General features: G+C 69.2%; 21 protein-coding genes and 1 tRNA gene. 10 read left to right on the top strand and 12 right to left on the bottom strand.

Annotated elements, in window-relative coordinates; translation table 11 throughout:
* Positions 1–11 precede the first annotated feature (11 nt).
* The 4 genes from IEY60_RS09055 to mfd form a co-directional block, all read right to left on the bottom strand.
* Positions 12–587, bottom strand: a complete 576-nt coding sequence (locus IEY60_RS09055; RefSeq protein ID WP_189026033.1) for a TerD family protein — start codon at positions 585–587, stop codon at positions 12–14.
* A 1-nt stretch (position 588) separates the two neighbouring features.
* Positions 589–1,068, bottom strand: a complete 480-nt coding sequence (locus IEY60_RS09050) for a hypothetical protein (protein ID WP_229739662.1) — start codon at positions 1,066–1,068, stop codon at positions 589–591.
* Between the two features lie 173 nt (positions 1,069–1,241).
* Positions 1,242–1,946, bottom strand: coding sequence for a nucleoside triphosphate pyrophosphohydrolase (locus IEY60_RS09045; RefSeq protein ID WP_189026031.1), 705 nt, complete (start codon positions 1,944–1,946; stop codon positions 1,242–1,244).
* A complete protein-coding gene (gene mfd / locus IEY60_RS09040; protein WP_189026029.1) occupies positions 1,946–5,557 on the bottom strand; it encodes a transcription-repair coupling factor in 3,612 nt (1,203 codons plus the stop codon). Before mfd ends, IEY60_RS09045 begins: the two co-directional genes overlap by 1 nt.
* A gap of 150 nt (positions 5,558–5,707) precedes the next feature.
* Here mfd and IEY60_RS09035 point away from each other — a divergent pair, with 150 nt between their 5' ends.
* A complete protein-coding gene (locus IEY60_RS09035; protein ID WP_189026027.1) occupies positions 5,708–6,331 on the top strand; it encodes a TIGR03085 family metal-binding protein in 624 nt (207 codons plus the stop codon).
* Here IEY60_RS09035 and IEY60_RS09030 read toward each other — a convergent pair.
* Both IEY60_RS09030 and IEY60_RS09025 read right to left on the bottom strand, forming a co-directional pair.
* Positions 6,328–6,975 carry a TetR family transcriptional regulator gene (locus IEY60_RS09030; RefSeq protein WP_189026025.1) on the bottom strand — a complete coding sequence of 216 codons (648 nt, stop codon included), beginning with the start codon at positions 6,973–6,975 and terminating at the stop codon, positions 6,328–6,330. The genes IEY60_RS09035 and IEY60_RS09030 overlap by 4 nt on opposite strands.
* A gap of 170 nt (positions 6,976–7,145) precedes the next feature.
* A complete protein-coding gene (locus IEY60_RS09025; RefSeq protein WP_189026023.1) occupies positions 7,146–7,772 on the bottom strand; it encodes a TetR/AcrR family transcriptional regulator in 627 nt (208 codons plus the stop codon).
* 306 nt (positions 7,773–8,078) lie between these two features.
* Here IEY60_RS09025 and IEY60_RS09020 point away from each other — a divergent pair.
* From IEY60_RS09020 to IEY60_RS08995, 6 genes are all read left to right on the top strand, one after another.
* Positions 8,079–8,149: transfer RNA gene (locus IEY60_RS09020), tRNA-Gln, on the top strand.
* Between the two features lie 90 nt (positions 8,150–8,239).
* On the top strand, positions 8,240–9,730 hold the full coding sequence (gene glmU, locus IEY60_RS09015) for a bifunctional UDP-N-acetylglucosamine diphosphorylase/glucosamine-1-phosphate N-acetyltransferase GlmU (RefSeq protein ID WP_189026021.1): 1,491 nt from the start codon (positions 8,240–8,242) through the stop codon (positions 9,728–9,730).
* On the top strand, positions 9,727–10,707 hold the full coding sequence (locus IEY60_RS09010; protein WP_110039788.1) for a ribose-phosphate diphosphokinase: 981 nt from the start codon (positions 9,727–9,729) through the stop codon (positions 10,705–10,707). Before glmU ends, IEY60_RS09010 begins: the two co-directional genes overlap by 4 nt.
* Positions 10,708–10,814: 107 nt before the next feature.
* Complete coding sequence (locus IEY60_RS09005; protein WP_189026019.1) at positions 10,815–11,378, top strand: hypothetical protein; 564 nt, start codon at positions 10,815–10,817, stop codon at positions 11,376–11,378.
* Positions 11,379–11,401: 23 nt separating this feature from the next.
* Complete coding sequence (locus tag IEY60_RS09000; protein WP_189026017.1) at positions 11,402–12,046, top strand: DUF2461 domain-containing protein; 645 nt, start codon at positions 11,402–11,404, stop codon at positions 12,044–12,046.
* Positions 12,047–12,099: 53 nt separating this feature from the next.
* Complete coding sequence (locus tag IEY60_RS08995; RefSeq protein ID WP_189026015.1) at positions 12,100–12,471, top strand: hypothetical protein; 372 nt, start codon at positions 12,100–12,102, stop codon at positions 12,469–12,471.
* Between the two features lie 3 nt (positions 12,472–12,474).
* Here the strand turns inward: IEY60_RS08995 and egtD are convergent, their stop codons facing one another.
* The 4 genes from egtD to egtA all read right to left on the bottom strand — a co-directional run bounded on the left by egtD (position 12,475) and on the right by egtA (position 17,214).
* On the bottom strand, positions 12,475–13,446 hold the full coding sequence (egtD, locus tag IEY60_RS08990; RefSeq protein WP_189026013.1) for an L-histidine N(alpha)-methyltransferase: 972 nt from the start codon (positions 13,444–13,446) through the stop codon (positions 12,475–12,477).
* A complete protein-coding gene (locus IEY60_RS35595) occupies positions 13,443–14,432 on the bottom strand; it encodes a class II glutamine amidotransferase (RefSeq protein WP_229739661.1) in 990 nt (329 codons plus the stop codon). Before IEY60_RS35595 ends, egtD begins: the two co-directional genes overlap by 4 nt.
* A gap of 111 nt (positions 14,433–14,543) precedes the next feature.
* Positions 14,544–15,836 (bottom strand): ergothioneine biosynthesis protein EgtB, encoded by a 1,293-nt coding sequence (gene egtB, locus IEY60_RS08980; RefSeq protein ID WP_189027408.1) that lies wholly within the window; start codon positions 15,834–15,836, stop codon positions 14,544–14,546.
* A 100-nt stretch (positions 15,837–15,936) separates the two neighbouring features.
* A complete protein-coding gene (gene egtA, locus IEY60_RS08975; RefSeq protein ID WP_189026011.1) occupies positions 15,937–17,214 on the bottom strand; it encodes an ergothioneine biosynthesis glutamate--cysteine ligase EgtA in 1,278 nt (425 codons plus the stop codon).
* Between the two features lie 133 nt (positions 17,215–17,347).
* Here egtA and IEY60_RS08970 point away from each other — a divergent pair, with 133 nt between their 5' ends.
* Both IEY60_RS08970 and IEY60_RS08965 read left to right on the top strand, forming a co-directional pair.
* Entirely contained in the window at positions 17,348–18,526 is a 1,179-nt protein-coding gene (locus tag IEY60_RS08970; protein WP_189026009.1) for an aminotransferase class V-fold PLP-dependent enzyme, read from the top strand.
* 380 nt (positions 18,527–18,906) lie between these two features.
* Positions 18,907–20,550 carry a fatty acyl-AMP ligase gene (locus IEY60_RS08965; protein WP_189026007.1) on the top strand — a complete coding sequence of 548 codons (1,644 nt, stop codon included), beginning with the start codon at positions 18,907–18,909 and terminating at the stop codon, positions 20,548–20,550.
* A gap of 52 nt (positions 20,551–20,602) precedes the next feature.
* Here IEY60_RS08965 and pth read toward each other — a convergent pair whose 3' ends face one another.
* Positions 20,603–21,181, bottom strand: a complete 579-nt coding sequence (pth, locus tag IEY60_RS08960) for an aminoacyl-tRNA hydrolase (RefSeq protein WP_189026004.1) — start codon at positions 21,179–21,181, stop codon at positions 20,603–20,605.
* 24 nt (positions 21,182–21,205) lie between these two features.
* Positions 21,206–21,829, bottom strand: a complete 624-nt coding sequence (locus IEY60_RS08955; protein ID WP_189026002.1) for a 50S ribosomal protein L25/general stress protein Ctc — start codon at positions 21,827–21,829, stop codon at positions 21,206–21,208.
* Between the two features lie 418 nt (positions 21,830–22,247).
* Between IEY60_RS08955 and IEY60_RS08950 the strand changes: the two genes are divergently transcribed.
* The gene (locus IEY60_RS08950) at positions 22,248–23,888 is read left to right on the top strand and encodes a peptide chain release factor 3 (RefSeq protein ID WP_189025999.1); all 1,641 of its coding nucleotides are present in this window, start codon (positions 22,248–22,250) and stop codon (positions 23,886–23,888) included.
* Positions 23,889–23,910: the final 22 nt, after the last annotated feature.

Genomic DNA, 23,910 nt, shown 5'->3' with positions numbered 1-23,910 from the left:
CCCGGCCCGCATCAAATATTGACGCCGTAGTCCCTGGCGATGCCTGCCAGGCCGGAGGCGTAGCCCTGGCCGATCGCGCGGAACTTCCACTCGTTGTTGTGGCGGTACAGCTCGCCGAAAACCATGGCGGTCTCGGTGGAGGCGTCCTCGGAGAGGTCGTAGCGGGCCAGCTCGACGCCGGTGTTGGCGTCGGTGACGCGAATGTAGGCGTTGCGGATCTGGCCGAAGGACTGGCCGCGAGCCTGGGCGTCGTGGATCGACACCGGGAAGAAGATGTTGGTGATCGTCGGCGGCGTGGCGGCCAGGTCGACGTTGATCACCTCGTCGTCGCCATCGCCCGCGCCGGTCAGGTTGTCACCGGTGTGCTCGATGGTGCCTTCCGGCGAACGCAGGTTGTTGTAGAAGATGAAGTGCTGGTCGGAGAGCACCTTCAGGTTGGCGCCGGTCGCCAGCGCGCTGGCGTCGAGGTCGTGATCGGCGCCGGTCGTCGTCCGCACGTCCCAGCCCAGACCCACCGCCACCTTGGTGAGGTTGTCGGTCTGCTTCGACAGCGAGACATTGCCGCCCTTGGCGAGCGTGACAGTCATATCAGTTTCCTTTCTCTGCCCAGGTCCGCAGGGTTTCGACCCGGCCCTCCAGTGCGCGCAGTTCGGACGCGTCGAGCACGGTGCGCTGGATGCCGCGGTCCACCGCGAAGGCCGACTGCCGATGGTCGTCGATCACGTCCACGTCGAGCTGCACGGCGGTGTAGTCCTCCGCCGACGGCATCTGCTCGGCGATCACCTTCGCCCGTCCGCGCGCGCACAGCGCGACATTGCCGCCGCCCAGGATGAGCAGGGCCACCTCGGGCTGGGCCCGCAGCCGGGCCAGCGAGCCGCGATCGGACTTGAGGCTGATGAGGATCCGCCGGTCGCCCGCGCGCACCGGCCACGACACGGGAATCGCGTGCGGCGCGGGATCGGTCGTGACCAGCACCGCGATCGTCTCCTGCGGCCACACCGGCAACACGTCGAGCTCGGGGTGATCGGTCATGTAATCCTGCCCTGCCGGATCGACTTCTGTTGCCATCTACCTCACCTCGACGATCGTCGGACACCACGTGGCCCGCCGCGAACGGCGAGCGCACCCCCGAGTCTAAATCGGTGTGCCACTTGCTCGCTGGCTCGCGCCGGATTGTCCGGCAGATCTCAGCAACGTCTCAGCCGTCACCTGCGCGAACAGTCCGATTAGCTGACCGGTAGCTATTTCGGCCAGTAGGCGCGCCATTCCCGCGCCGTCAACGGGAGACGTTCGCCACGTGCGGTTTCCGCATTGTCCTCGGCGGCGCGGATGGCGGTGGCGAAGTCGAGGGTGGCCTTACGCAGGCGTTCCTCGGCGGAATCCGGCCCGCCGAGCTCGACTACGCGCAACGCTTCCGGAACCAGCTCCTCGGGCAGACCGGCTCTGGCACTGCGTGCGCGCACCTTCTCGGCCAGCGCCAGCGCGGGCTGGGCCATGGCGATGCCGTCGAGGCAGGAGCGGCGCGACTTCTCCGCGGATTTACGCTCCTCCCATGCCTTTTCCTGGGCGGCGATCTTGTCGGCCACCGAGGTGCCGGCGGGCAGGTCGGCCGCGATCAGGTGCGGGCTGCGGTTGACCAGCTTGCCCACCAGCGTCGCGGCGACCTCGTCGACGGTGAATTCGCCTGCGGCTTCGGCGATCCGGGAGTGGAACAGCACCTGCAGCAGCAGGTCGCCGAGTTCTTCCTTGATGGTCTCGTAGTCGCCTTCCTGGATGGCGTCGAGCAGTTCGTAGGTCTCCTCGAGCAGGTAGGGCCGCAGCGAGTCGTGGGTCTGGGTGGTCTCCCAGCCGCCGAAATGCCACAGCCGGTCCATCACCTCGACCGCGCCCGCGAGACCGGCCGCGACGACGGCGGTGTCGGCCGCCTCCTGGGTCTCGCCGCCCATCAGACCGGCGTCGCTTCCGTCGGCACCGAAAGATCGACCATGCCTTGCGGTTTGCCGTCCAGCGCCAGGAGCAGATCGGCGACGAACTGCAGCACGGTGACATCGCGCACCCGGTCGGCGCCGACGCTGTCGGTGACCCGCGGCAGCGGCAACTGCACCAGGCCGCTGGCCGCACGGTACGTCGCGCTCGGGTAGAGCCGCTTGAGCCGGAGCTGCTTGGAATCGGGCAGCGTCAGCGGCGCGATCTTGAGTGTCGTTCCGGTGACCACGATCTCGGACACGTCGTAGGCGCGGGCGAGCAGGCGCAGCTTGGCCACCGACACCAGCCTGCCGACCTCCACCGGCAGCGGGCCGTACCGGTCGACGAGCTCCTCGACGACCGCGGCCAGCGCCGCATCGTCCTGCGCGGCGGCGAGTTTGCGGTAGGCCTCGAGCCGCAGCCGGTCGCTGGCGATGTAGTCGGGCGGGATGTGCGCGTCCACCGGCAGGTCGATGCGCACCTCCTTGTTCTCCTCGGTGACGATCGGCTTGCCGTCGGCGGCCGCGCGATACGCCTCGACGGCCTCACCGACCAGGCGCACGTACAGGTCGAAGCCGACGCCCGCCACATGGCCGGACTGCTCGGCGCCGAGTACATTGCCCGCGCCGCGGATCTCGAGGTCCTTCATCGCCACGGCCATACCGGCGCCGAGATCGGAGTTCTGGGCGATGGTGGCCAGGCGGTCGTAGGCGGTCTCGGTGAGCGGCTTCTCCGGCGGGTACAGGAAGTAGGCGTAGCCGCGCTCGCGGGACCGGCCGACGCGGCCACGCAGCTGGTGCAGCTGCGACAGGCCGAGGGAGTCGGCGCGTTCCACGATGAGGGTGTTGGCGTTGGAGATGTCGAGGCCGGTCTCGATGATGGTGGTGCAGACGAGCACGTCGTATTCACGCTCCCAGAAACCCTGCACGGTGCGCTCGAGCTGGTCCTCGTTCATCTGCCCGTGCGCGACGACGACGCGCGCCTCGGGCACCAGGTCGCGAATCTTCTTGGCCGCCTTGTCGATCGAGGACACCCGGTTGTGCACGTAGAACACCTGACCGTCGCGCATCAGCTCACGGCGGATGGCGGCGGTGACCTGCTTGTCGTTGTAGGCGCCGACATAGGTGAGGACGGGGTGCCGTTCCTCGGGCGGGGTGAGGATGGTCGACATCTCGCGGATGCCCGCCAGGCTCATCTCCAGGGTGCGCGGGATCGGGGTGGCCGACATGGTGAGCACGTCGACATGGGTGCGCAGGGCCTTGATGTGTTCCTTGTGCTCGACGCCGAAGCGCTGCTCCTCGTCGACGACGACCAGGCCGAGGTCCTTCCAGCGCACGCCGGTCTGCAGCAGCCGGTGCGTGCCGACCACGATGTCGACCGTGCCGTCGGCCATCCCGGCCATGATCTCCTTGGACTCGGCCGCGTCGGTGAACCGCGACAGGCCCTTCACCGTCACCGGGAAACCGGCTACCCGCTCGGTGAAGGTCTGCAGGTGCTGCTGGGCCAGCAGGGTGGTCGGCACGAGAACAACGACCTGCTTGCCGTCCTGGACAGCCTTGAACGCGGCGCGCACGGCGATCTCGGTCTTGCCGTAGCCGACGTCGCCGCACACCACGCGGTCCATCGGGACCGCCTTCTCCATGTCGGCCTTGACGTCGGTGATGGCGGTCATCTGGTCGACGGTCTCGGTGAACGCGAACGCGTCCTCCATCTCCTGCTGCCACGGTGTATCCGGGGCGAAGGCGTGACCCGGCGCCGCCTGGCGGGCCGCGTAGAGCTGCACCAGCTCGCCGGCGATCTCGCGAACGGCCTTGCGCGCCTTGCGTTTCGTGTTCGCCCAGTCGGACCCGCCGAGCTTGGACAGGCTCGGCAACTCGCCGCCGACATAGCGGGACAGCTGGTCGAGCGATTCCATCGGCACGAACAGCCGGTCGCCGGGCTGGCCGCGCTTGCTCGGCGCGTACTCGATGACCAGGTACTCGCGGCGGGCACCGCCGATGGTGCGCTCGATCATCTCCACGAAGCGGCCGATGCCGTGCTGATCGTGCACCACCATGTCGCCCGCGGTGAGCGCGAGCGGGTCGACCTGGTTGCGGCGCTTGGCGGGCAGCCGCTTGCCCTCGGTGGGTGCGGTGACCCGGTTGCCGGTCAGATCGGATTCGGCGACGACGACCAGGCTCGCGTCGTCGAAGATCAGGCCGTCGTGCAGCGAACCGCACAGCACCCCGACCACGCCCGGTTCCGGCACCGCGCCCGCCGCCAGCGCGGCGGCGGGCACCTCGGCGTCGGCGAGGCGTTCCAGAATGCGTTGCGCCGTACCGTGTCCGGTCACCACGACGACCGCGCGACCGCCGGTGGCCACGTGCGCGCGCAGCGACGCGAACATGGTGGCGACCAGTTCTTCGGACCCGCGCGCGGTGGGACCGGCCAGCACGGGCAGGTTCACCTCGACCGGATCACCGGAGCTGAGCGGGCTCAGCGTCCACCACGGCATGCCGAGTTCGTCGGCGCTGGTGTGCAGTTCGGGCAGGCTGCGGTAGCCGGAGGCGGCCAGGTCTAGACCGTGCGCGCCCAGCGGCGCGTCGCTACCGAAAGACGCTGCGGTCCACGAGGCTTCGAGGAATTCCTCGCCGGTGCGCACGAGATCGGCGGCGCGGGTGCGGATCTTCTCCGGGTCGCACAGCAGCAGGTGGGTGCCCGGGGGCAGCGCCTCGGTGAGCAGGCTCAGCTTGCCGGGCGCGAGCACCGGCAGCAGGGCCTCCATGCCGTCGACCGGGATGCCCTCGGCGATCTTGTCCAGCATCTCGACCAGGGCGGCATCGGCCGCGTTGTCGGCGGCGACGGCGGCGGCGCGTTCGCGCACCGGCTCGGTGAGCAGCAGTTCGCGACAGGGCGGCGCGACGATGGTGTCGAGGGTGTGCTCGCTCAGCGAGCGCTGATCGGCCACCGAGAACGGGCGCAGCTCGGTGACCTCGTCACCCCAGAACTCCACGCGCACAGGGTGATCCGCGGTCGGCGGGAACAGGTCGAGGATGCCGCCGCGCACGGCGAACTCGCCGCGCTTGCCGACCATGTCGACCCGGGTGTACGCGAATTCGACCAGGCGGGCGAGCAAGGCGTCGAAGTCGTAGTCGGTGCCGACGCGCAGCACGATCGGTTCGATATCGCCGAGACCCGCCGTCATCGGCTGCATCAGCGAGCGCACCGTGGTCACCACGACGCGCAGCGGCTCGGGGTAGACCGGGTCGTCGGGGTGGGCCAGCCTGCGCAGCACCTCGAGCCTGCGGCCCACCGTGTCGGGGCCGGGCGAGAGCCGTTCGTGCGGCAGCGTCTCCCAGGACGGGAACATCGCCACCGACGGGCCGAGCATCTCGGCCAGCTCGACGGTCAGGTCGTCGGCCTCGCGGCCGGTCGCGGTGACAACGACCAGCGGCTGCTGGGCCGCGATCGTCGCGGCGACGAACGGGCGCACCGCCGAGGGCGCGACCAGTTCCACCCCGGACTTGCCGACCAGGTCGGCAACCGTCCGCAGCGCGGCGTCACCCCCAGCCGCCTCGGCCAGACCGGCGAGCGGAGGACGAAGGGAGGACATGAACGCTCCTGATACGCAGACGGGATGTTCCGGGTCGAGTCTAATCACCGGCCCCGACACGTTCGGCGCACGCCTCCTGCCCCGCCGCGGTGATGTCGGGGTTCGCGCCCGACGAGGTGATTTCCCCCGTGCCCGCGTACCGTCGAGGTCGTGAGTCTGGCTCAGCGGGAACGCCACGCCCTGGTGGCGACAATGATCGAAGCGGGGCCCTCGGCCCCGACCCTGTGCGGTACCTGGACGGTGCACGACCTGGCCGCCCACCTGGTGGTCCGGGAACGTCGGCCGGATGCCTCGCTCGGCATCCTGGTGAAGCCGCTGGCCGGATACCTCGACGCGACCCAGGACAAGATCGCGCAGCGGCCCTTCGCCGAACTCGCCGAACTGGTCCGCACCGGACCGCCCTGGTGGTCACCGCTGCGGCCGGTCGACGCGTTCGCCAACCTCACCGAGATGTTCATCCATCACGAGGACGTCCGCCGCGCCGAACCCGGTTGGACGCCACGGGAATTGGCGGCGAACGACGAGTCGCGGCTGTGGTCGGCGCTGCGCACGGTCGCCCGTGCCGCCTATCGCAAGGCACCCGTCGCGGTGGCGCTGGCGACGCCGGACGGCGACCGGATCACCGCGCACAAGGCGCCCGGCGCCGAGGTCGTGCTCACCGGCAGGCCGTCGGAGCTGTTGCTGCACGCGTTCGGCCGCAACGAGGTCAGGATCGAGACCTCCGGCGACGAGGCGGACGTGCGCGCGGTGCTCGCCACCGATCGCAGCGTCTAGAGCACGTAGCGGCGCAGGCGGCGGGCGGCGAACTCGCGGAAGTACGACAGCTTCTCCGGCGGCACGATCGAGGGCAGCAGGAAGTACCAGGCACGTTCCATCCTGGCCGCCATCTCGTCCATCGACTCGGTGCCGACGGCCACGATGTGCACGCCCGCCGTCAGCTCGTGCAGCAGCAGGCCGACCACGTCGGCGTCCAGGTCGGCGTTCAGGTCGCCCTGGGCGATGGCGCGCTCGGCCAGCACCCGGTACGTCTCGCTCCAGACCTTGGCGATGTTGTCGCCCTGGGCGCCGCGATAGTCGCCGATCTGATGGTTGAGCTTGAGCATCGCCCCGACCATCGGATCGTTCATCGACAGGTCGGCCACCACGTAGGTGATCCCGATGCACGCCTCCAGCGCGGGTACCCGGGAATCGAAGAATCCCTGACACGAGCCGACCAGGCGCTCGTTGCCCTGATCGACCACCGCCCTGGCCAGCTCCTCCTTGGAGCCGAAGTGAAAGTACAAGGCGCCCTTGGTCACATTGGACTGCGCGATGATTTCGCTGAGGCTCGCGTTGGCGTAGCCCAAACGGAGAAAGACATCGGCAGCGCCAGCAAGGACGGAGTCGCGGGTGATCTCCGCGCGCGCTTGCCTAGCCATCAGATCCGCCTGTCATCCAATAATCCAGCCATCCTGAAGTAGACCGACATCCCGAAGTTTGATCGACATACCGCCCGGCAGCACCCAAAAGGATGGGTGAACCGTACCACCAGGCGGCTACGGGGCAGCCGAATCCTGGATTCACTGTGGCAGTAGGCGCTATCGTCCGGTTACCCCGCCGATCCGCGCGCCTGCCCGGTATTCCATTCGGAGCTGAGCCCCGGTTCGGCTTCCAAGTGGCTCAATCCGTTCCAGCACAGATTGACCAGATGCGCCGCGACCACTTCTTTCGGTGGTTCGCGCTCGTCGAGCCACCACGTCGCCGCGGTGGACACCATGCCGACGAGTGCCTGCGCGTAGAGCGGGGCGAGACTGGTGTCGAGATCCCGGCGAGCGAAATCGCCGGCCAGCAGGTGCGCGACCTGGTTGACCGCCTCGTTGAGCAGGCTCGAATAGCGGCCGTCGGCATTGGCGGCCGGCTGATCGCGCACCAGGATCCGGAAGCCGTCGGTGCGTTCCTCGATGTAGGTGAGCAGCGCCAGCGCCACCTGCTCGAGCCGGACCCGCGAGCGATTCTGGGTGAGCGAGGAGGTGATCATGTCCAGCAGCATCGACATCTCGCGGTCGACGACCACCGCGTAGAGACCCTCCTTGCCGCCGAAATGCTCGTAGACCACCGGCTTGGACACCTGCGCACGCTGCGCGATCTCCTCGATCGATGTCGCGTCATACCCTCGCTCGGCGAACAACGCGCGACCGATCTCGATCAGCTGCTGCCGCCGCTGCGTACCGGTCATCCTCGGTCTAGCGATCCGCCCCGGTTCAGTCACCAGATTCCCCGCTCTCCTACCGCCCGACAGTCCTACAACTGTCTCAGACCATCACCCCACCCCACCGCAGACCCCACCCCACCCGCCGCGGGTACGGGCCAACTTGCCACCTCAACAAGGCTTGCCGCGTCCCGAGCTCACCCCGCACCTCAGTCCGGCCAAAATTTTCGGAGAGGCGGGCCAGCCAGAATTTCCGGGGAGGCGGGAACTGTGCGAGGATCATGGCCGTGCCGTAGCACAGTGGTGGGCTCTCACGGCCCACTGGTGTGGCGATCCGCCGTAGTGTAATGGCAGCACCTCTGATTTTGGTTCAGATAGTTCAGGTTCGAGTCCTGGCGGCGGAGCACACGGACACAGTGACGTATCGTCGGCCCGCACCATCACCGACCGAACCCGCCACAGCACACTCGCTGACAGGCAGCCGAGGGAGATCCATGCCACCGCAGACCGCCGTCGTCGTTCTCGCAGCGGGTGCTGGGACGCGAATGCGGTCGAAGACTCCGAAAGTGCTGCATCCATTAGCCGGTCGGTCGATGCTCTCGCACGCGCTGCACGCCGCCGCCGAGATCGATCCGACCCACCTGATCACCGTGGTCGGCCATGACCGCGACAAGGTCGGCGCCGCCGTCGCCGAGGTCGGCAAGGACCTCGGCCGCGAGATCGTCAGCGCGGTGCAGGAGGAGCAGCTCGGTACCGGCCACGCGGTGCAGTGCGCACTGAGCTCGGTGCCGACGGACTTCGACGGCGATCTGCTCGTCACCTCGGCCGACGTGCCGCTGCTGGACGGACACACGCTCGCCGCGCTGCTCGACGAGCACCGCAGCTACGCCGAACGGCCCGCCGTCACCGTGCTGACCTTCGTCCCCGACGACCCCAACGGCTACGGCCGGATCGTGCGCGACGCCGACGGCCAGGTCGCCGAGATCGTCGAGCACGCCGACGCGACGCCGGCCCAGGCCAAGATCAAAGAAGTGAACTCCGGCGTCTACGCCTTCGACGCCTCCGTGCTGCGCACGATGATCGGAAGGCTGTCGACCGCCAACGCACAGCACGAGCTCTACCTGACCGATGTGCTGCGGCTGGCCCGCGAGGCCGGGCATCCCGTGCACGGCGCGCGACTCGTCGACTCCAACAAGGTGACCGGGGTCAACGACCGGGTGCAGCTGTCCGAGGCGGGCGCCACCCTCAACCGGTACATCCTCGAACGGCACATGCGCTCGGGCGTCACGATCATCGATCCGGCGACGACCTGGATCGACGCGACCGTGCGGATCGGGCGTGACGCCGTGCTCCGGCCCGGCACCCAGCTGTTCGGCGAGACCCACATCGGCGAGGACGCCGAGATCGGGCCGGACACCACGCTCACCGACGTCGTCGTCGGCGCGGGCGCGAGCGTCATCCGTACCCACGGCGAGCGCGCCGAGATCGGTGACGGCGCGACCATCGGCCCCTTCAGTTACCTGCGGCCCGGCACCGTCGTCGGCGACGCGGGCAAGCTCGGCGCCTTCGTCGAAACCAAGAACGCCACGATCGGAGCGCACTCGAAGGTGCCGCACCTGACCTACGTCGGCGACGCGACCATCGGCGAGCACAGCAACATCGGCGCTTCCAGCGTCTTTGTGAACTATGACGGCGTCAACAAGCATCACACCGTGGTCGGTTCCCACGTGCGGACCGGTAGCGACACCATGTTCATCGCCCCGGTCACCGTGGGTGACGGAGCCTATACCGGAGCGGGTACTGTGCTGCGTAGAAGCGTTCCACCGGGGGCACTGGCCGTGTCGGGTGGGCCACAGCGCATCATTGAGAACTGGGTGCAGCGTTACCGTCCAGGAACCGCTGCGGCGCGCGCGGCGGCGGATGCCATCGCGGCAAACGAGACGTCTGATCAGACAATCGAGCAAAAGGATGGCAACCAGCAGTGACCGCGTTCTCGATCGACAACCAGAAGAACTTGATGCTCTTCGCCGGCCGGTCACATCCTGAGCTGGCCGAGCAGGTCGCCAAGGAACTGGACGTCGACATCACCCCGCAGACCGCGCGTGACTTCGCCAACGGCGAGATCTTCGTGCGGTTCGAGGAGTCGGTGCGCGGTTCCGATGCCTTCGTGCTGCAGAGCTTCCCGGCTCCGCTGAACCAGTGGCTGATGGAACAGCTGATCATGATCGACGCGCTCAAGCGTGGTTCGGCCAAGCGGATCACCGCGGTGCTGCCGTTCTACCCGTACGCGCGCCAGGACAAGAAGCACCGTGGCCGCGAGCCGATCTCGGCCCGCCTCGTCGCCGACCTGCTCAAGACCGCGGGCGCCGACCGCATCATCACCGTCGACCTGCACACCGACCAGATCCAGGGCTTCTTCGACGGCCCCGTCGATCACATGCACGCGCTGGTGCAGCTCTCGGAGTACATCCGCACCAACTACCCGTCGGACAACCTGGCCGTCGTCTCCCCCGATGCCGGTCGCGTGAAGGTCGCCGAGAAGTGGGCCGACTCGCTCGGCGGCACGCCGCTGGCGTTCATCCACAAGACCCGCGACCCGCTGGTGCCCAACCAGGTGAAGTCCAACCGCGTCGTCGGTGACGTCGAGGGCCGCACCTGCGTGCTGATCGACGACATGATCGACACCGGTGGCACCATCGCCGGTGCGGTGAAGGTCCTCAAGGAGGCCGGTGCGGGCGACGTCATCATCGCCGCCACGCACGGCGTGCTGAGCGACCCGGCGGCCGAGCGCCTGGCCAACTGCGGTGCCAGGGAAGTCGTCATCACCAACACCCTGCCGATCAGCGAGGAGAAGAAGTTCCCCACGCTGACCGTGCTGTCCATCGCGCCGCTGCTGGCGCGCACCATCCGCGAGGTCTTCGAGAACGGCTCGGTCACGGGACTCTTCAACGGCAACGCGTAACTGACGCTATGACGGAACGGCCCTTCGGCAGCAGCTGAGGGGCCGTTTCTGGTGCCAGGACCGAGTGCGTGGTAGGCATGGAACCCAGGACGAGCGAGGGGGACGCCATGGGGACCGAACCGGAACGCCGGGTAGAGCTGGGCAAGGATCCCGTCGCGCCGCGGGTGCAGGACGCGCCCGCGCCGACCGAGCGGATGTGGGTGGACGACGCCCCGCCCGCCGAACTGCCACCGCCTGCGCCCGCCCAGCCCGAGCTGCCGTGGGCCGGGATCGAACGTCCGGCGCCGCCGGTCGAGCTGCCGCCGTATCCGCCGCCACCGCCCGCGCCGGTCTACCCGCGGGCGTATCCCGTTCCGGGCCAGGTCGGTTATGGCGCGCCGCGGTATCCGCTGCCCTATCAGCCCGTGCCGATGCAGCGCTACGGGTATGCCGACACCACCCCCATCTGGTCGATCCTCAGCTTCTGCTGTGTCGCGGCGTCGGTGGTCGGCGGGGCGATGCTGTGCGGGCTGCCGATCCTGGTGACGGCGCCGACCGGGATCGTGCTCGGGATCGTCGGGCACGCCAAGGGCGAGCAGATGGGTAAATGGGCGGCGATCGCCAACGGTGTCGTCGCGGCGCTGGCCGCGCTGGCCGTCGTGCTGTTCGTGGTGGCGCTCGGCGGTCTCTGACCGGCGCGGGCGATACTGCATCGATGGACGCTTTCACCGGGTTCCCGCTGGCGGCCCTCGACTTCTACGAGGACCTCGAGGCCGACAATTCCAAGGCATTCTGGACCGCGCACAAGCAGACCTACGACGAGGCGGTGCGCGCGCCGATGACGGCGCTGGCCGCCGAACTCGAACCGGAGTTCGGGCAGGCCAAGATCTTCCGGCCCTATCGCGACGTCCGCTTCTCCGCCGACAAGACGCCGTACAAGAACCATCAGGGCGCGGTGGCGGGCACGGCGCCCGGTGTCGGCTGGTACGTGCAGATCAACGCGGCGGGGCTGTTCGTCGCGGGCGGCTGCTACCAGATGTCGCCCGCGGCGCTGGCGACGTTGCGAGCCACCATCGACGACGACGTCCGTGGCGCCGAGCTCGAGGCGATCCTGGCGGCGGCGACCGCGGCGGGGTACACCATCGGCGGTGACCGCCTCAAGACCAAGCCCAAGAGCTACTCCATCGACCATCCCCGTATCGACCTGCTGCGCCACAAGTCGCTCATCGCGAGCCGGGAGTTCGGCGCGCCCGACTGGCTGACCACCCCGGCGGCGGCCACCGAGATCCGGCGGGCGTGGACCGACCTGCGGCCGCTCGTCGAGTGGTTCACCGGCGTCTTCGAGGGCGTCGAGCACTGACTACCGGGCGTGGCTACGGTGACGGAGGCCGACCGGAGGCCGATACTGGGCTTATGAGCCGTGAACCGCTGGACATGGACATGGGCGACGACGATCAGGCCGACGACATCGTCGAATACGAGCGGTACGTCGAGGACCCGCCGGAGGACTACGTGATCCGCAATCACGAAGCCGACGCCGACGGCTTCCTCGGCATCAACGAGGAAGTCGGCGAGGAGTGGACCGAGAACGGCGCCGCCCGCCAGGCCGTCGAGGAGGACGAACGCCCTGCCGAGGTCTCCGCCGTCCGGATAGTCGGCGACGACGGCGTCGACGGTGACCTCTACGACGACGCGATCAACGGCGAAGAAGGCGTCGAACGCGACCTCGAGGGCGACGAGAACCTCACCGCGGGCGAATACCTCGCCGACGAGCTCGACCTGTAGCCCTCAGCGTCGTTCGGCCAGGACCAGGGCGAAGCGGTCGTCCTGGTCGGTCCAGGTGTGTACCGTGGTGAAGCCCGCGGCGTCGAGTTCCGCGCGCAGGCCGTCGGGGCGGAACTTGGCGGAGATCTCGGTGCGCATCTGCTCGCCCGCCGCGAAGTCGACGGTCAGGTCCAGGTCGGCGACGGTGGCGGTCATCGCCTCGGTGGCGCGCAGGCGCATCTCGATCCATTCGTTCTCGGCGTCCCACAGCGCGATGTGCTCGAACCTGTCCGGGTCGAAGTCGGCGCCGAGGCGGTGGTTGAGCACGTGCAGGACATTGCGGTTGAACTCCGCGGTGACGCCGGCGGCGTCGTCGTAGGCGGGGACGAGGACGGCCGGGTCGATCACCAGGCCCGCGCCGAGCAGCAGCAGCTCGCCGGGTTCGAGCACCTCGTTGATGCCGGACAGGAACTCGGCGCGCTCGGCGGGCACCAGGTTGCCGATGGTGCCGCCGAGGAAGGCGATCATCCGGCGGCCGCCGCGCGGCAGATTGTGCAGGGTGTCGGTGAAGTCGCTGACGACGCCGTGCACGGCCAGGTTCGGGTACTCGGTCGCGATCTCGCCGGCCGCGCCACGCAGCGCCGAGGCCGAGACATCCTGCGGTACATAGGTTTTCAGAGAGCCTTCGGCGCTGAGCGCGTCGAGCAGCAGGCGGGTCTTGGCGGCCGAGCCTGACCCGAGTTCCACCAGCACCTCGGGGCGGGCTGCCGCGGCGATCTCGCCGACGACCCGCTGCAGCAGGGCCCGCTCGGTGCGGGTCGGGTAGTACTCGGGCAGTTCGGTGATCTGCTCGAACAGCTCGCTGCCGCGGGCATCGTAGAACCATTTGGGCGGCAACGATTTCGGGGTGGCGGTGAGGCCGGTGCGGGCGTCGGTGCGCAAGGCCGCGGTGAGGTCGTCGTCGGTGAGGTGGATGTCCAGCAGCGGCGCGGTCATGAACGGACCCTTTCGGTGACGGGAAGCTCGAGAGCGGTGATGGTGCAGTGGCCGGGGCCCGCGATCACCAGTTGGCGATCGGCGACCGGCTGCCACCGTGGATCGTCGTCGTACGGTTCGGAGCACAGCACGGTGTAGTCGTCGGCGACGAGGACCGACAGCGCGTGCCAGCAGGTGGTGGCCCACAGCTGGGTCCCGTTGCCGAGCAACAGGTTCAGGCGGGCATTGGGCTGGTGCCGCAACACCGCGGTAGTCAGCAGGCGCAATGCGTCGGCCGCGTCGGCGACCGGGCCGCCGGGTCGGATCGCCCCGAGCAGGCCACGAAGCAAAACCCACAGCGCCGCGGAATCGGTGAGCGCCTCGGCCTGCAACAGCGCAGCGGCCGAACCGAACAGGGGCGCGGCATCGGGGCGGATCCGCACCGATTCGGCGGACTGCGCTGCACCGGCGTACTCCGCGCCGGAAAACGCCCCGGCAGACGAACCCGACGGCACCGCACCGTTTCCCTGGGCATGTAACGAACCGGGGGGCGCATCGAGTCCTGGTGCGGAGGCCAGTATCTCGTCAAGGTCGGCGAGGGCGAGCGCCAGTGTTGTCCGCCAGTCGGGGACGACGCCGTTGTGGCTGAACGCCCAGTGCTCGTCGACGAACGGCGCGCAGGCCGCGCGCTCCACCGGCATACCGACGGTGGCCGACCGGACGGCGGCGAGCACGGCGCGCGACTCCACCTGCCCGAGCACCTCGGTGACGGCCGGATCGGTCCAGATCGGCGCGGGGTTGCGGTATCTGGTGACCGCGTCACGCGTGCCCTCGACACCCACCTCGGCGCGACGCCACCAGGCGACGCCGAAACCGTCGGCGTTGATCGTGCCGCCGCCGCGCATCTCCCGCGGCGCCCAGGACTGCACGTACAGCGACTGGGGGCCGCGCACGACGAGTTCGCCGACCGCCACCGGCGGGCCGACGTATCCGAGTTGCCTGCACATCAGCGTCCACCCTCGTGCCGCGCGGGTCGGCAGCGCGCGAAATCTCGCCCGCCCATCAGCATCCGCCTTCCCACCGTGCCGCCTGATAGCGCGCGTAGTCCAGCCCGGCCATCAGCGTTCGTCCTCGCTCAGGTCGCGGGCCAGGCGGAACCCGGCGAAGATCTGGCGACGGATCGGGTGGTCCCAGTTGCGGAAGGTACCGCGGCAGGCGACCTCGTCGGTGCCGAACGAGCCGCCGCGCAGGATGCGGTAGTCGCCGCCGAAGAAGACTTCCGAGTACTCGCGGTAGGGGAACGGGCGGAATCCGGGATACGCCTCGAAACCCGAAGCGCACCATTCCCAGACGTCGCCGATCAGCTGGTGCACGCCGGTCGCCGACACACCGGCCGGGTACGCGCCGACGTCGGCGGGCTCGAGGTGTCGCTGACCGAGATTGGCCAGGCGCTCGTCCGGCGTGTCCTCGCCCCACGGATAGCGGCGCGACGCTCCGGTGGCCGGATCGAATCGGGCCGCCTTCTCCCACTCGGCCTCGGTCGGCAATCGCTTGCCCGCCCAGCGCGCGTAGGCCTCCGCCTCGAACCAGCACACGTGCACCACCGGCTGCCTGGGCCGCAGCGGTGCGCTGACACCGAAGGCCCGGCGCGTCCACTGTGTGCCGTCGCGCTCCCAGAACTGTGGTGCGACGAGCCCGGCCTCCTGCCGGTGCGCCCAGCCCCGATCCGACCACAGTTCGGGCCGCTCGTAGCCACCGTCGGCGATGAAGGCCAGGTACTGCTCGTTGGTCACCGGCGCGACATCGATGGCGAAGCCGGGCACGTGCACCGGGTGGGCGGGGCGTTCGTTGTCCAGCGCCCACGGGTCGGCGGAGGTGCCCATCAGGAATTCGCCTGCGGGAACGACGACTTCGCCGCCGATCGGCGCCTGCGCGGTGGGCGCGGGCGGCGCGGACAGTACCGGCGCGCCGAGGCGCAGCTGATGGGTGGCGAGCATGGTCTCGTCGTGCTGCTGTTCGTGCTGGGCGATCATGCCGAACGCGAAGCCGTTGTCCACCAGCGGGTCACCGGACAGCGCGCTGGAACCCAGGACGTCCCAGACCTTGTCGCGCACCGTGCCGACGTAGCCACGCGCCTGATCAGGGTTCAGCAGCGGCAGCGCGGGACGGTTCGCGCGGGCGTGCTTGAACGCGTCGTAGAGCTCGTCGATATCGGCCCGGACGGCCTCGCGGCCGCCGACGTCGCGGACCAGCCAGAGTTCTTCCTGATTGCCGATGTGCGCGAGATCCCAGACCAGCGGGCTCATCAGGGGCGAATGCTGGGCGACGAGGTCGGCCTCGTCGACACTGTCGGTGAGGGTGGCGGTGCGGCTGCGGGCGCGCTGCAGCACTTCGGCGATCCGCTCGCGCATGCGGTCGCGGCCGCTGTGGTCGGTGGGGGCGGAAAGAGTCACGGGATCAGCTCCGAACGAAGAGGGGCGACAACGACATCGGGATCGAAGCGCGGGATCGTCACGATCCGTTGCGTGCCGGCTGCGCCACGGTGAGCGGGCTGCGGCCGGACCGACATCGGCGGGCGGCGAGTCCCAATTCCCGTGCGGCAGTATCTGACCGGGCGTGCTGCTCGGCCAGCTCGAGCAGATCGACTGCGGCTCGACGTAATTCGGGGTCCTGCAGTCCGGTGCGTGCCGCGCCCAGCCACTCTCCTGCCGTCGGGGCGGCGATGGCCGTCGCCTTCTCGACCACCGCCGGTGTCGACAACAGCGCGTCGACGACGTGGATCGGGGTGGTCCAGGTATCGCCGGGCTGGGTGTCGAGGTAGCGGACCTCGAGGTGGCCCGAGGCCCTGACCGGTGGGAACAGGGTGGTCAGGTGATAGTCGAGGTCGGCGATGCCCGGTCTGCGACCGACCTCGTCGTCGAGTGCGCCCGCCAGCCAGTCGGCGAAGGTGGCGCCCGGCGGTGGCGACCAGTCGGCGTCGCGCTCTGTGCAGCGCACACACAGCAGCGGCACGTCCAGCGCCCAGTGCGCGTAGGCCGTGATCGGATCACCCCAGTCGGCGACCGGTGGGCGGGTGCGGGACGGGTCGAGCCGCAGCCAGGTGCGCATCCGCTGCGAGACCCACTCGCCCTGCGGTGCGCCGTGCAGGACGGGCGAGCATGCGAAGGCGGCGATCAGGGCCGGTCCGAGCGCGTAGAGCGCCGTCCAGCGCGCCCTGACCTCGTCGGGATCGACGCCCGCGTCGACGCTGACCTGGGTGGCGGCGGTATTGCACATCATCAGGCCGCCGAACGGACCGACACCGGCGAACCGGCGTTCCATGGCGGCGTAGCGAGGGAGCCTGAGCAGCCGCCCGGCGGGCCGATCGGCATCGGCGGCGGCGGAGATGATGTCGATATCGTGGGCGGCGAGCAGGTCCCGCAAACGGGCCGCATCAGCGCGCAGATTCCGCGTCAGCGCCTCGGTATCGGCGAACGGGGCGCTGGAAAGTTCTATCTGACCACCCGGTTCGAGGGTGACCATGCTCCCGCCGGGCAGGGGTGCCGCGGCCGAAGCCGGGGCGATCGAGGTGGGCGCGTGTGGCCCGAGGGCCGCTGCCATCAGCTCGAGCGAGGGGCGCGCACCGGCGGGCCCGGCGGTGAGCCACTCCAGTTCGGCGCCGATCAGCGCGGGTGGTCCGAGCTTGAAGCAGACACCGCCGACATAGGCCTCCGCCGCCGCTCTGGACGATAGTTCGCCCTGGTCAGTGGCGGAATCAGGCCACGAAGAACGTTCCAGAGTGACCGCCATGCCAACCTCCGCGTGCTGTGTTCCATCGGGGGAATTCGCGTGTTCGTGCAACCGACTCATTCCAGAGTAGCGACGGGCACCGACAGGAAAAGTGACGAATTGGGGAACGCCTCGGGACGCTAGGGTCGTCGCCATGATGGATCTCGCCGCGATCAGAGCCGCCACCCCCGGACTTGCCACCGGACAGGTATTCCTCGACAGCGCCGGATCCTCGCTGCCACCGCGGGTGGTCACCGACACCGTCATCGGCCATCTGCACCGGGAAGCGGAGATCGGTGGCTATCGTGCAGCAAACGAACGTCTCGATGACCTCGCCGCGGTGAAGACCTCGATCGCGACCCTCATCGGCGCCACCGCCGACACCATCGCGCTCAGCGACAGCGCTACCCGGTCGTGGGCCGATTTCGCCTACTCGCTACCCCTGCGCCCCGGCGATCGCGTCCTGATCTCCGGCGCCGACTACGCCAGCAACGCGATCGCCGCGCTCCAGCGCGCCAAGCAGACCGGCGCGGTGGTCGAGCACATCCCCAGCGACGACACCGGCCGCCTCGACACCGACGCGCTCGCGGCCATGCTCGACGAGCGGGTACGGCTGGTCTCGCTCCAGCACGCGCCCACCAACGGCGGCCTGGTGAACCCCGTCGCCGAGGCCACCCGGATCGCCCACGAGGCGGGCGCGCTTGTCCTGCTCGATGCTTGCCAGTCGATCGGCCAGCTGCCGATCGATGTCGCCGAACTCGGCGTCGACGCGCTCTCGGCCACCGGACGCAAGTGGCTGCGCGGCCCACGCGGCACCGGATTCCTTTACCTCCGCGAAGAATTGGCGCAGACAATGGAACCGGCCAGGCTCGACCTGCACAGCGCCGAGTGGGTGAGCGAGCGCGAATATCGCCTCGCCCCCGACGCGTCCCGCTTCGAATTCTGGGAATGCGACGTCGCCGCCCGCCTCGGCCTCGGCGCCGCCGTCGACTACCTGCTCGCCCTCGGCCCCGACGAGGTCTACGCCGCCGTCGCCGAGCGCGCGGACTACCTCCGCAAAACCCTGCCCGAACTGCCCGGAGTGACCGTCCGCGACCTCGGCACCGAACACAGCGGCATCGTCTCGTTCACCGCCGACGACCACGACCCCGTCGAACTACGCGACCGCCTCGCCGACCACGCCGTCACCGTCACCGTCAGCCACGCCGGCTCCACCCTCCTCGACATGACCGCCCGCGCCCTCCCCGCCATCGTCCGCGCCTCCCCCCACTACTTCGTGACCACCGACGACCTCGACCGCTTCGTAGCCACCCTGGCCGACATCACCCGCTAGCCGGGCAGACGACCCGGTCGGCCAGGGTCCTTGCCGAGGGCAACGAACTGCGCCAAGGCAATTCACCAGGAGGGCACACGGCCGATCGACGGCAGGTCTATCGTGGTCGCACCGGGGCGCCACGCGTTGCCACGCCTACAGGGGCGCCGCGGCAGCGGTTCATCGCGCCCAGGTCAGAGTGGCAACTGTTCAGCTGATGCGGGAAAAGTCGGCACTATCGGGTAGACCATATGTGGACCGCTACGCTGCCCCCTTCGCCGCCGAGAGCTGATCGGCGAGGGTGCTCGGGTGTCAGTCGGGGTTAACACCCGTTGGGCGGGCGGGGATTTTCTGTTGGGAGCACGGCCGTAACCGATCGTTGGCGTAAAGGGAGTCCGACGTTGAGCAGGTTCACCGACGAAATGTTTGCCACAGCGCTGACCAGCCCACGGGGGCTGGTCACCGGGGAACCGGAGGCGCCGCTGCGGCAGACCTGGGGGGAAATTCATCGCCAGGCGCGGCGGATGGCGGGTGGTCTCGCGGCCGCCGGGATCGAGCACGGTGACGCCGTCGGCGTGCTCGCCGGGCTGCCCGTCGACATCGCGCCGGTCTGTCAGGCGATCTGGATGCGTGGCGCCTCCATCACGATGCTGCATCAGCCGACGCCGCGCACCGATCTCGCGGTCTGGGTGCGCGACACCGAAACCGTGCTCGGCATGATCGAGGCCAAGGCCGTGGTGCTCGGCGCGCCGTTCGCCGCCGCCGAACCCGTGCTGCTCGAACGCGGGATCACCGTGGTCAAGATCGAGGACCTGCACTCCGGCCCCGACACCGATCCGGTGCCGACCACCGAATCCGATATCGCCCTGCAGCAGTTGACCTCCGGATCGACGGGGTCGCCCAAGGCCGTGCGCATCACCCACGGCAACTTCAACGTCAACGCGCGCGCGATGTTCAATCGCGTGAAGTTCCAGCTCGACGACGACGTCATGATCAGCTGGCTGCCGCTGTTCCACGACATGGGCATGGTCGGATTCCTCAGCGTGCCCATGCAATTCGGCGCCGAGGTGGTCTGCGTGACCCCGCTGGACTTCCTGGCGAGGCCGCTGCTGTGGGCGGAGCTGATCGACAAGTACCGCGGAACCGTCACCGCGGCACCGAATTTCGCCTACTCGCTGCTGGCCCGGCGGCTGCGGCAGGCCGAGCCGGGGTCGATGGACCTGTCCAGCGTGCGATACATGTGGAACGGCGCCGAACCGGTCGACCCGGACACGATGATCGCGCTCGCGGAGGCGGGCAAGCACTTCGGGCTCAACCCGATGGCGCTGACCCCCGTGTACGGCATGGCCGAGACGACGCTGGCCGTGTCGGTGCCCGACTGCGGCCACGGCATGGTGCTCGACATCATCGACGCGGATCTGCTCGAGGCCGTCGGCAAGGCGGTGCCGGTCGCCGAGACCGGCCACCACGGCACGCCGCGCAGACTGCCGACGCTCGGCCATCTCGTCGACGATCTGGAGGGCCGCGTCGTCGACACCGAACGGCAGCCGCTGCCGGTCCGCACGGTCGGCATCATCGAATTGCGCGGTCCCGCGGTGACTTCGGGCTACGTGACCGTCGACGGATTCCGGCCCGCCCAGGACGAGGAGGGCTGGCTCGACACCGGCGACATCGGCTACTTCACCGACGCGGGCCTGATCGTGGTGTGTGGGCGGATGAAGGACGTCATCATCATGGGCGGCCGCAACATCTACCCGACCGATATCGAGCGGGCCGCGCTGCGCGTGACCGGCGTGCGTCCCGGCAACGCGGTGGCGGTGCGCCTGGACGCGGGCGAGAAGCGCGAAAGTTTCGCGGTGGTGGTGGAATCCAACGACTACCAGGAACCCGACGAGGTGAAGCGGATGGAGCGCGAGATCGTCCACGAGGTGTTCGCCGAGGTCGGCGCGCGCCCGCGCACGGTCGCGGTCCTCGGCCCCGGCGCCCTGCCGAAGACGTCGTCGGGCAAGCTCCGGCGCGCCGCGACCGCGGTGCACCTGCGCTGAAACGCACTCGGCGCGCCCAGACGAATTCGCCTGGGCGCGCCGGGAGTTCAACTCAATGCAGCGAGTTCTGGGCGGTTTCCAGCCCGACCTTCAGCAGCAACTCGACCGCGTCTGCGGCCTGTTCGACGATCACCGGGACCTCTTTACGTTCCGGGGCCGCGAACGGCTTGAGCACGTAGTCGGCGGGATCCTGGCGTCCCGGCGGACGGCCGATGCCGATCCTGGTGCGCAGGTACTCCTTGGTGGTCAGCGCCTGCGAGATCGACCGCAGACCGTTGTGGCCGCCCTCGCCGCCGCCCTGCTTGAGCCGGATCGTGCCGAACGGCAGATCCAGCTCGTCGTGCACGACGATCACCTGGTCGACGGGCACCGAGAAGAACTTGGCCAGCGCGGCCACCGGCCTGCCGGACAGGTTCATGTAGGTGCGCGGCTTCGCGATCAGAATCTGGCGCCCGTCCAGCCGCGCCTGCAGCAGGTCGGCGCCGGACTTCTTGTGTACGGCAAAACGGCCGCCGACGCGCTCGGCGAGCACGTCGGCGACCAGGAAGCCCACATTGTGGCGGGTGCGCTCGTATTCGGGGCCGGGGTTACCCAGCCCCACCACGAGTGCGGGCCCGGAAGATTCGGTCATCGGCCGAACCGTGGTGCGGGAGTCTTACTCGGACTCGGACTCGGTCTCCGCGGCCGGCGCCTCGGCGGTGGTGCCTTCGCCCTCGCCCTCGACCTGCGCGGCGGACGGCGCGGCGATCACGTTGACGATCAGCGCCTCCGGGTCGCCGGCCAGGGTGACGCCCGCGGGCAGCTCGATGGAGCCGGCCAGGATCTGGGTGCCCGCCTCGATGCCCTCGACCGAGATCTCGATCGTCTCGGGCAGCTTCAGCGCGTCGGCCTCGATGGACAGGCTGGTGGCTTCCTGGGTGATCAGGGTGCCCGCGGCGGCATCGCCGGTGACGACGACGTTGACGTCGGTGGTGACGCGCTCGCCACGCTTGACGATCAGCAGGTCGGCGTGCTCGATGTAGCGGCGGATCGGGTGGACCACGACCGACTTGGTCATCGCGAGCTGCTGCTTGCCGTCGACGACGAGGTTCAGGATGGCGTTGGTGCCGTGCTCACGCAGGATGGCGGCGAAGGCCTTGGCGTTGAGGTTCAGGTGCTGCGGCTCGGCCTGGTGGCCGTACAGCACGGCGGGCACGTTGCCGTCGCGACGGGTACGGCGAGCGGCGCCCTTACCGAATTCGGTGCGGACGGCGGCTTCGATCTGGTTCACGTCGGACATGACTGAATGCGCTCCTACGGCTCTTCCGGGCTGGTCATTGTGGCGACCCATCTGAGGGGTCAACGTCTACTCGTCGGACGAAGAACGAACGAGGACGACCGGGAAGGCCGAGCCGCGTCGATCACGGTGAGCACAACCACTAGGGGCAACTCACCCTCGCCGAGACAACCCGACAACCATACCGCATCGGCATACCTGACCTGAAACCGCTACCTGTCGAACTCCCAGCCCCCACGCCCCGACCCCGAGGAGGGGCAGGCCGCGAAGCGGCCGTCGCGGCCGTCCTGCCGGTCAGGTGCCGTTGCGTAGGCGACGAAGGAGCAAGCAACGGTGCCTGACCGGCGGGACAGGAGGGGCCGCGACCTCGAGCGCGCCAGCGCTCCAATAGAATTTGCCGACCACTGCGAAAGGTTCTGCGTTGACCGAGTCCGGAGATAGCGCCGCCCCCACCCCGCGCGGACTACCCGCCGAGGTCGCGCGCCGCCGCACGTTCGCCGTGATCTCGCACCCGGACGCGGGTAAGTCGACGCTGACCGAGGCGCTGGCGCTGCACGCCAAGATGATCTCCGAGGCGGGCGCGATCCACGGTAAGGCAGGCCGCAAGTCGACCGTGTCGGACTGGATGGAGATGGAGAAGGCGCGCGGCATCTCGGTGAGCTCGACCGCGCTGCAGTTCAACTACCGTGCCGCCGGGTCCGATGTCGACAATGTCATCAACCTGGTCGACACCCCCGGTCACTCCGACTTCTCCGAGGACACCTACCGCGTGCTCACCGCGGTCGACGCCGCGGTCATGCTGATCGACGCCGCCAAGGGCCTCGAGCCGCAGACGCTGAAGCTGTTCCAGGTCTGCCGCCACCGCGGTATCCCGGTCATCACCGTCATCAACAAGTGGGACCGCCCCGGCCAGGCGCCGCTGGAACTGCTCGACGAGATCAGCGAGCGGATCGGCCTCACCCCCACCCCACTTTTCCTGCCGGTCGGCATCGCGGGCGATTTCCGCGGCCTGCTGCGCCGCGGCCCCGAGGGCGAGGCGAGCGAGTACATCCACTTCACCCGCACCGCCGGTGGCGCGACGATCGCGCCGGAGGAATCGCTGACGCCCGCCGAAGCCGAGGCGCGCGAGGGCGAGGCCTGGACGACCGCGGCCGAGGAGAGCGAACTGCTCTCGGCCACCGGGCAGGACCACGACCAGGAGCTGTTCCTGGCCGGGCAGACCTCGCCGGTGATCTACGCGTCGGCGATGCTGAACTTCGGTGTGCGCCAACTGCTGGAGACGCTGGTCGCGCTGGCGCCCGCGCCGGGCGCGCGGGCCGACGTCGCGGGCAAGGACCGCGAGACCGGTGATCCGTTCAGCGCGGTGGTGTTCAAGGTGCAGGCGGGCATGGACACCGCGCACCGGGACAGGCTGGCGTTCATGCGGATCGTGTCCGGCGAGTTCGAGCGCGGCATGGTCGTGACGCACGCGCAGACCGGTCGCCCGTTCGCCACCAAGTACGCGCTGACGGTGTTCGGCCGCGAACGCACCACCGTCGACACCGCCTACCCGGGTGACGTGGTCGGTCTGGTGAACGCGACCGCGCTCGCGCCCGGTCACACCCTGTTCGTGGACAAGAAGGTGGAGTTCCCGCCGATCCCGAGCTTCGCCCCCGAGCATTTCGCGACGCTGCGCGCGCAGAGCGCAGGCAAGTACAAGCAGTTCCGCAAGGCCATCGACCAGCTCGACTCCGAGGGCGTTGTCCAGGTGCTGCGCAACGACGCCCGCGGCGACCAGTCGCCGGTACTCGCGGCGGTCGGCCCGATGCAGTTCGAAGTGGTCACCGCCCGCATGCAGGCGGAGTTCAATGTGGAAACCCAGCTGGATTTCCTGCCCTTCACCCTGGCCCGGCGCACCGACGCCGAATCGGCGCCGGAACTGGATCGCCAGCGCGGTGTCGAGGTGTTCACCCGCACCGACGGCGCGATCCTGGCCCTGTTCAGCGACAAGTGGCGGCTGCAGTACATCGAGAAGGAACACCCGAAGCTCACGCTGGAACCGCTCGTCGCGACCGCGGACTAACTGGTCAACTGTCTGAGTCGGC

The sequence above is a fragment of the Nocardia rhizosphaerihabitans genome, from assembly GCF_014646295.1.
In the GTDB taxonomy this organism is placed as follows: Bacteria; Actinomycetota; Actinomycetes; order Mycobacteriales; family Mycobacteriaceae; genus Nocardia; species Nocardia rhizosphaerihabitans.
Note: the sequence above shows the minus strand (reverse complement) of the source record. Positions and strands in the feature narration are given on the sequence as shown.

Coding starts and splice junctions, on each gene's coding strand:
- IEY60_RS09055 (WP_189026033.1), bottom strand. CDS start 587: ATGACTGTCACGCTCGCCAAGGGCGGCAATGTCTCGCTGTCGAAGCAG.
- IEY60_RS09050 (WP_229739662.1), bottom strand. CDS start 1,068: ATGGCAACAGAAGTCGATCCGGCAGGGCAGGATTACATGACCGATCAC.
- IEY60_RS09045 (WP_189026031.1), bottom strand. CDS start 1,946: ATGGGCGGCGAGACCCAGGAGGCGGCCGACACCGCCGTCGTCGCGGCC.
- mfd (WP_189026029.1), bottom strand. CDS start 5,557: ATGTCCTCCCTTCGTCCTCCGCTCGCCGGTCTGGCCGAGGCGGCTGGG.
- IEY60_RS09030 (WP_189026025.1), bottom strand. CDS start 6,975: ATGGCTAGGCAAGCGCGCGCGGAGATCACCCGCGACTCCGTCCTTGCT.
- IEY60_RS09025 (WP_189026023.1), bottom strand. CDS start 7,772: ATGACCGGTACGCAGCGGCGGCAGCAGCTGATCGAGATCGGTCGCGCG.
- glmU (WP_189026021.1), top strand. CDS start 8,240: ATGCCACCGCAGACCGCCGTCGTCGTTCTCGCAGCGGGTGCTGGGACG.
- IEY60_RS09005 (WP_189026019.1), top strand. CDS start 10,815: ATGGGGACCGAACCGGAACGCCGGGTAGAGCTGGGCAAGGATCCCGTC.
- IEY60_RS09000 (WP_189026017.1), top strand. CDS start 11,402: ATGGACGCTTTCACCGGGTTCCCGCTGGCGGCCCTCGACTTCTACGAG.
- IEY60_RS08995 (WP_189026015.1), top strand. CDS start 12,100: ATGAGCCGTGAACCGCTGGACATGGACATGGGCGACGACGATCAGGCC.
- egtD (WP_189026013.1), bottom strand. CDS start 13,446: ATGACCGCGCCGCTGCTGGACATCCACCTCACCGACGACGACCTCACC.
- IEY60_RS35595 (WP_229739661.1), bottom strand. CDS start 14,432: ATGTGCAGGCAACTCGGATACGTCGGCCCGCCGGTGGCGGTCGGCGAA.
- egtB (WP_189027408.1), bottom strand. CDS start 15,836: ATGCGCGAGCGGATCGCCGAAGTGCTGCAGCGCGCCCGCAGCCGCACC.
- egtA (WP_189026011.1), bottom strand. CDS start 17,214: ATGGCGGTCACTCTGGAACGTTCTTCGTGGCCTGATTCCGCCACTGAC.
- IEY60_RS08970 (WP_189026009.1), top strand. CDS start 17,348: ATGATGGATCTCGCCGCGATCAGAGCCGCCACCCCCGGACTTGCCACC.
- pth (WP_189026004.1), bottom strand. CDS start 21,181: ATGACCGAATCTTCCGGGCCCGCACTCGTGGTGGGGCTGGGTAACCCC.
- IEY60_RS08955 (WP_189026002.1), bottom strand. CDS start 21,829: ATGTCCGACGTGAACCAGATCGAAGCCGCCGTCCGCACCGAATTCGGT.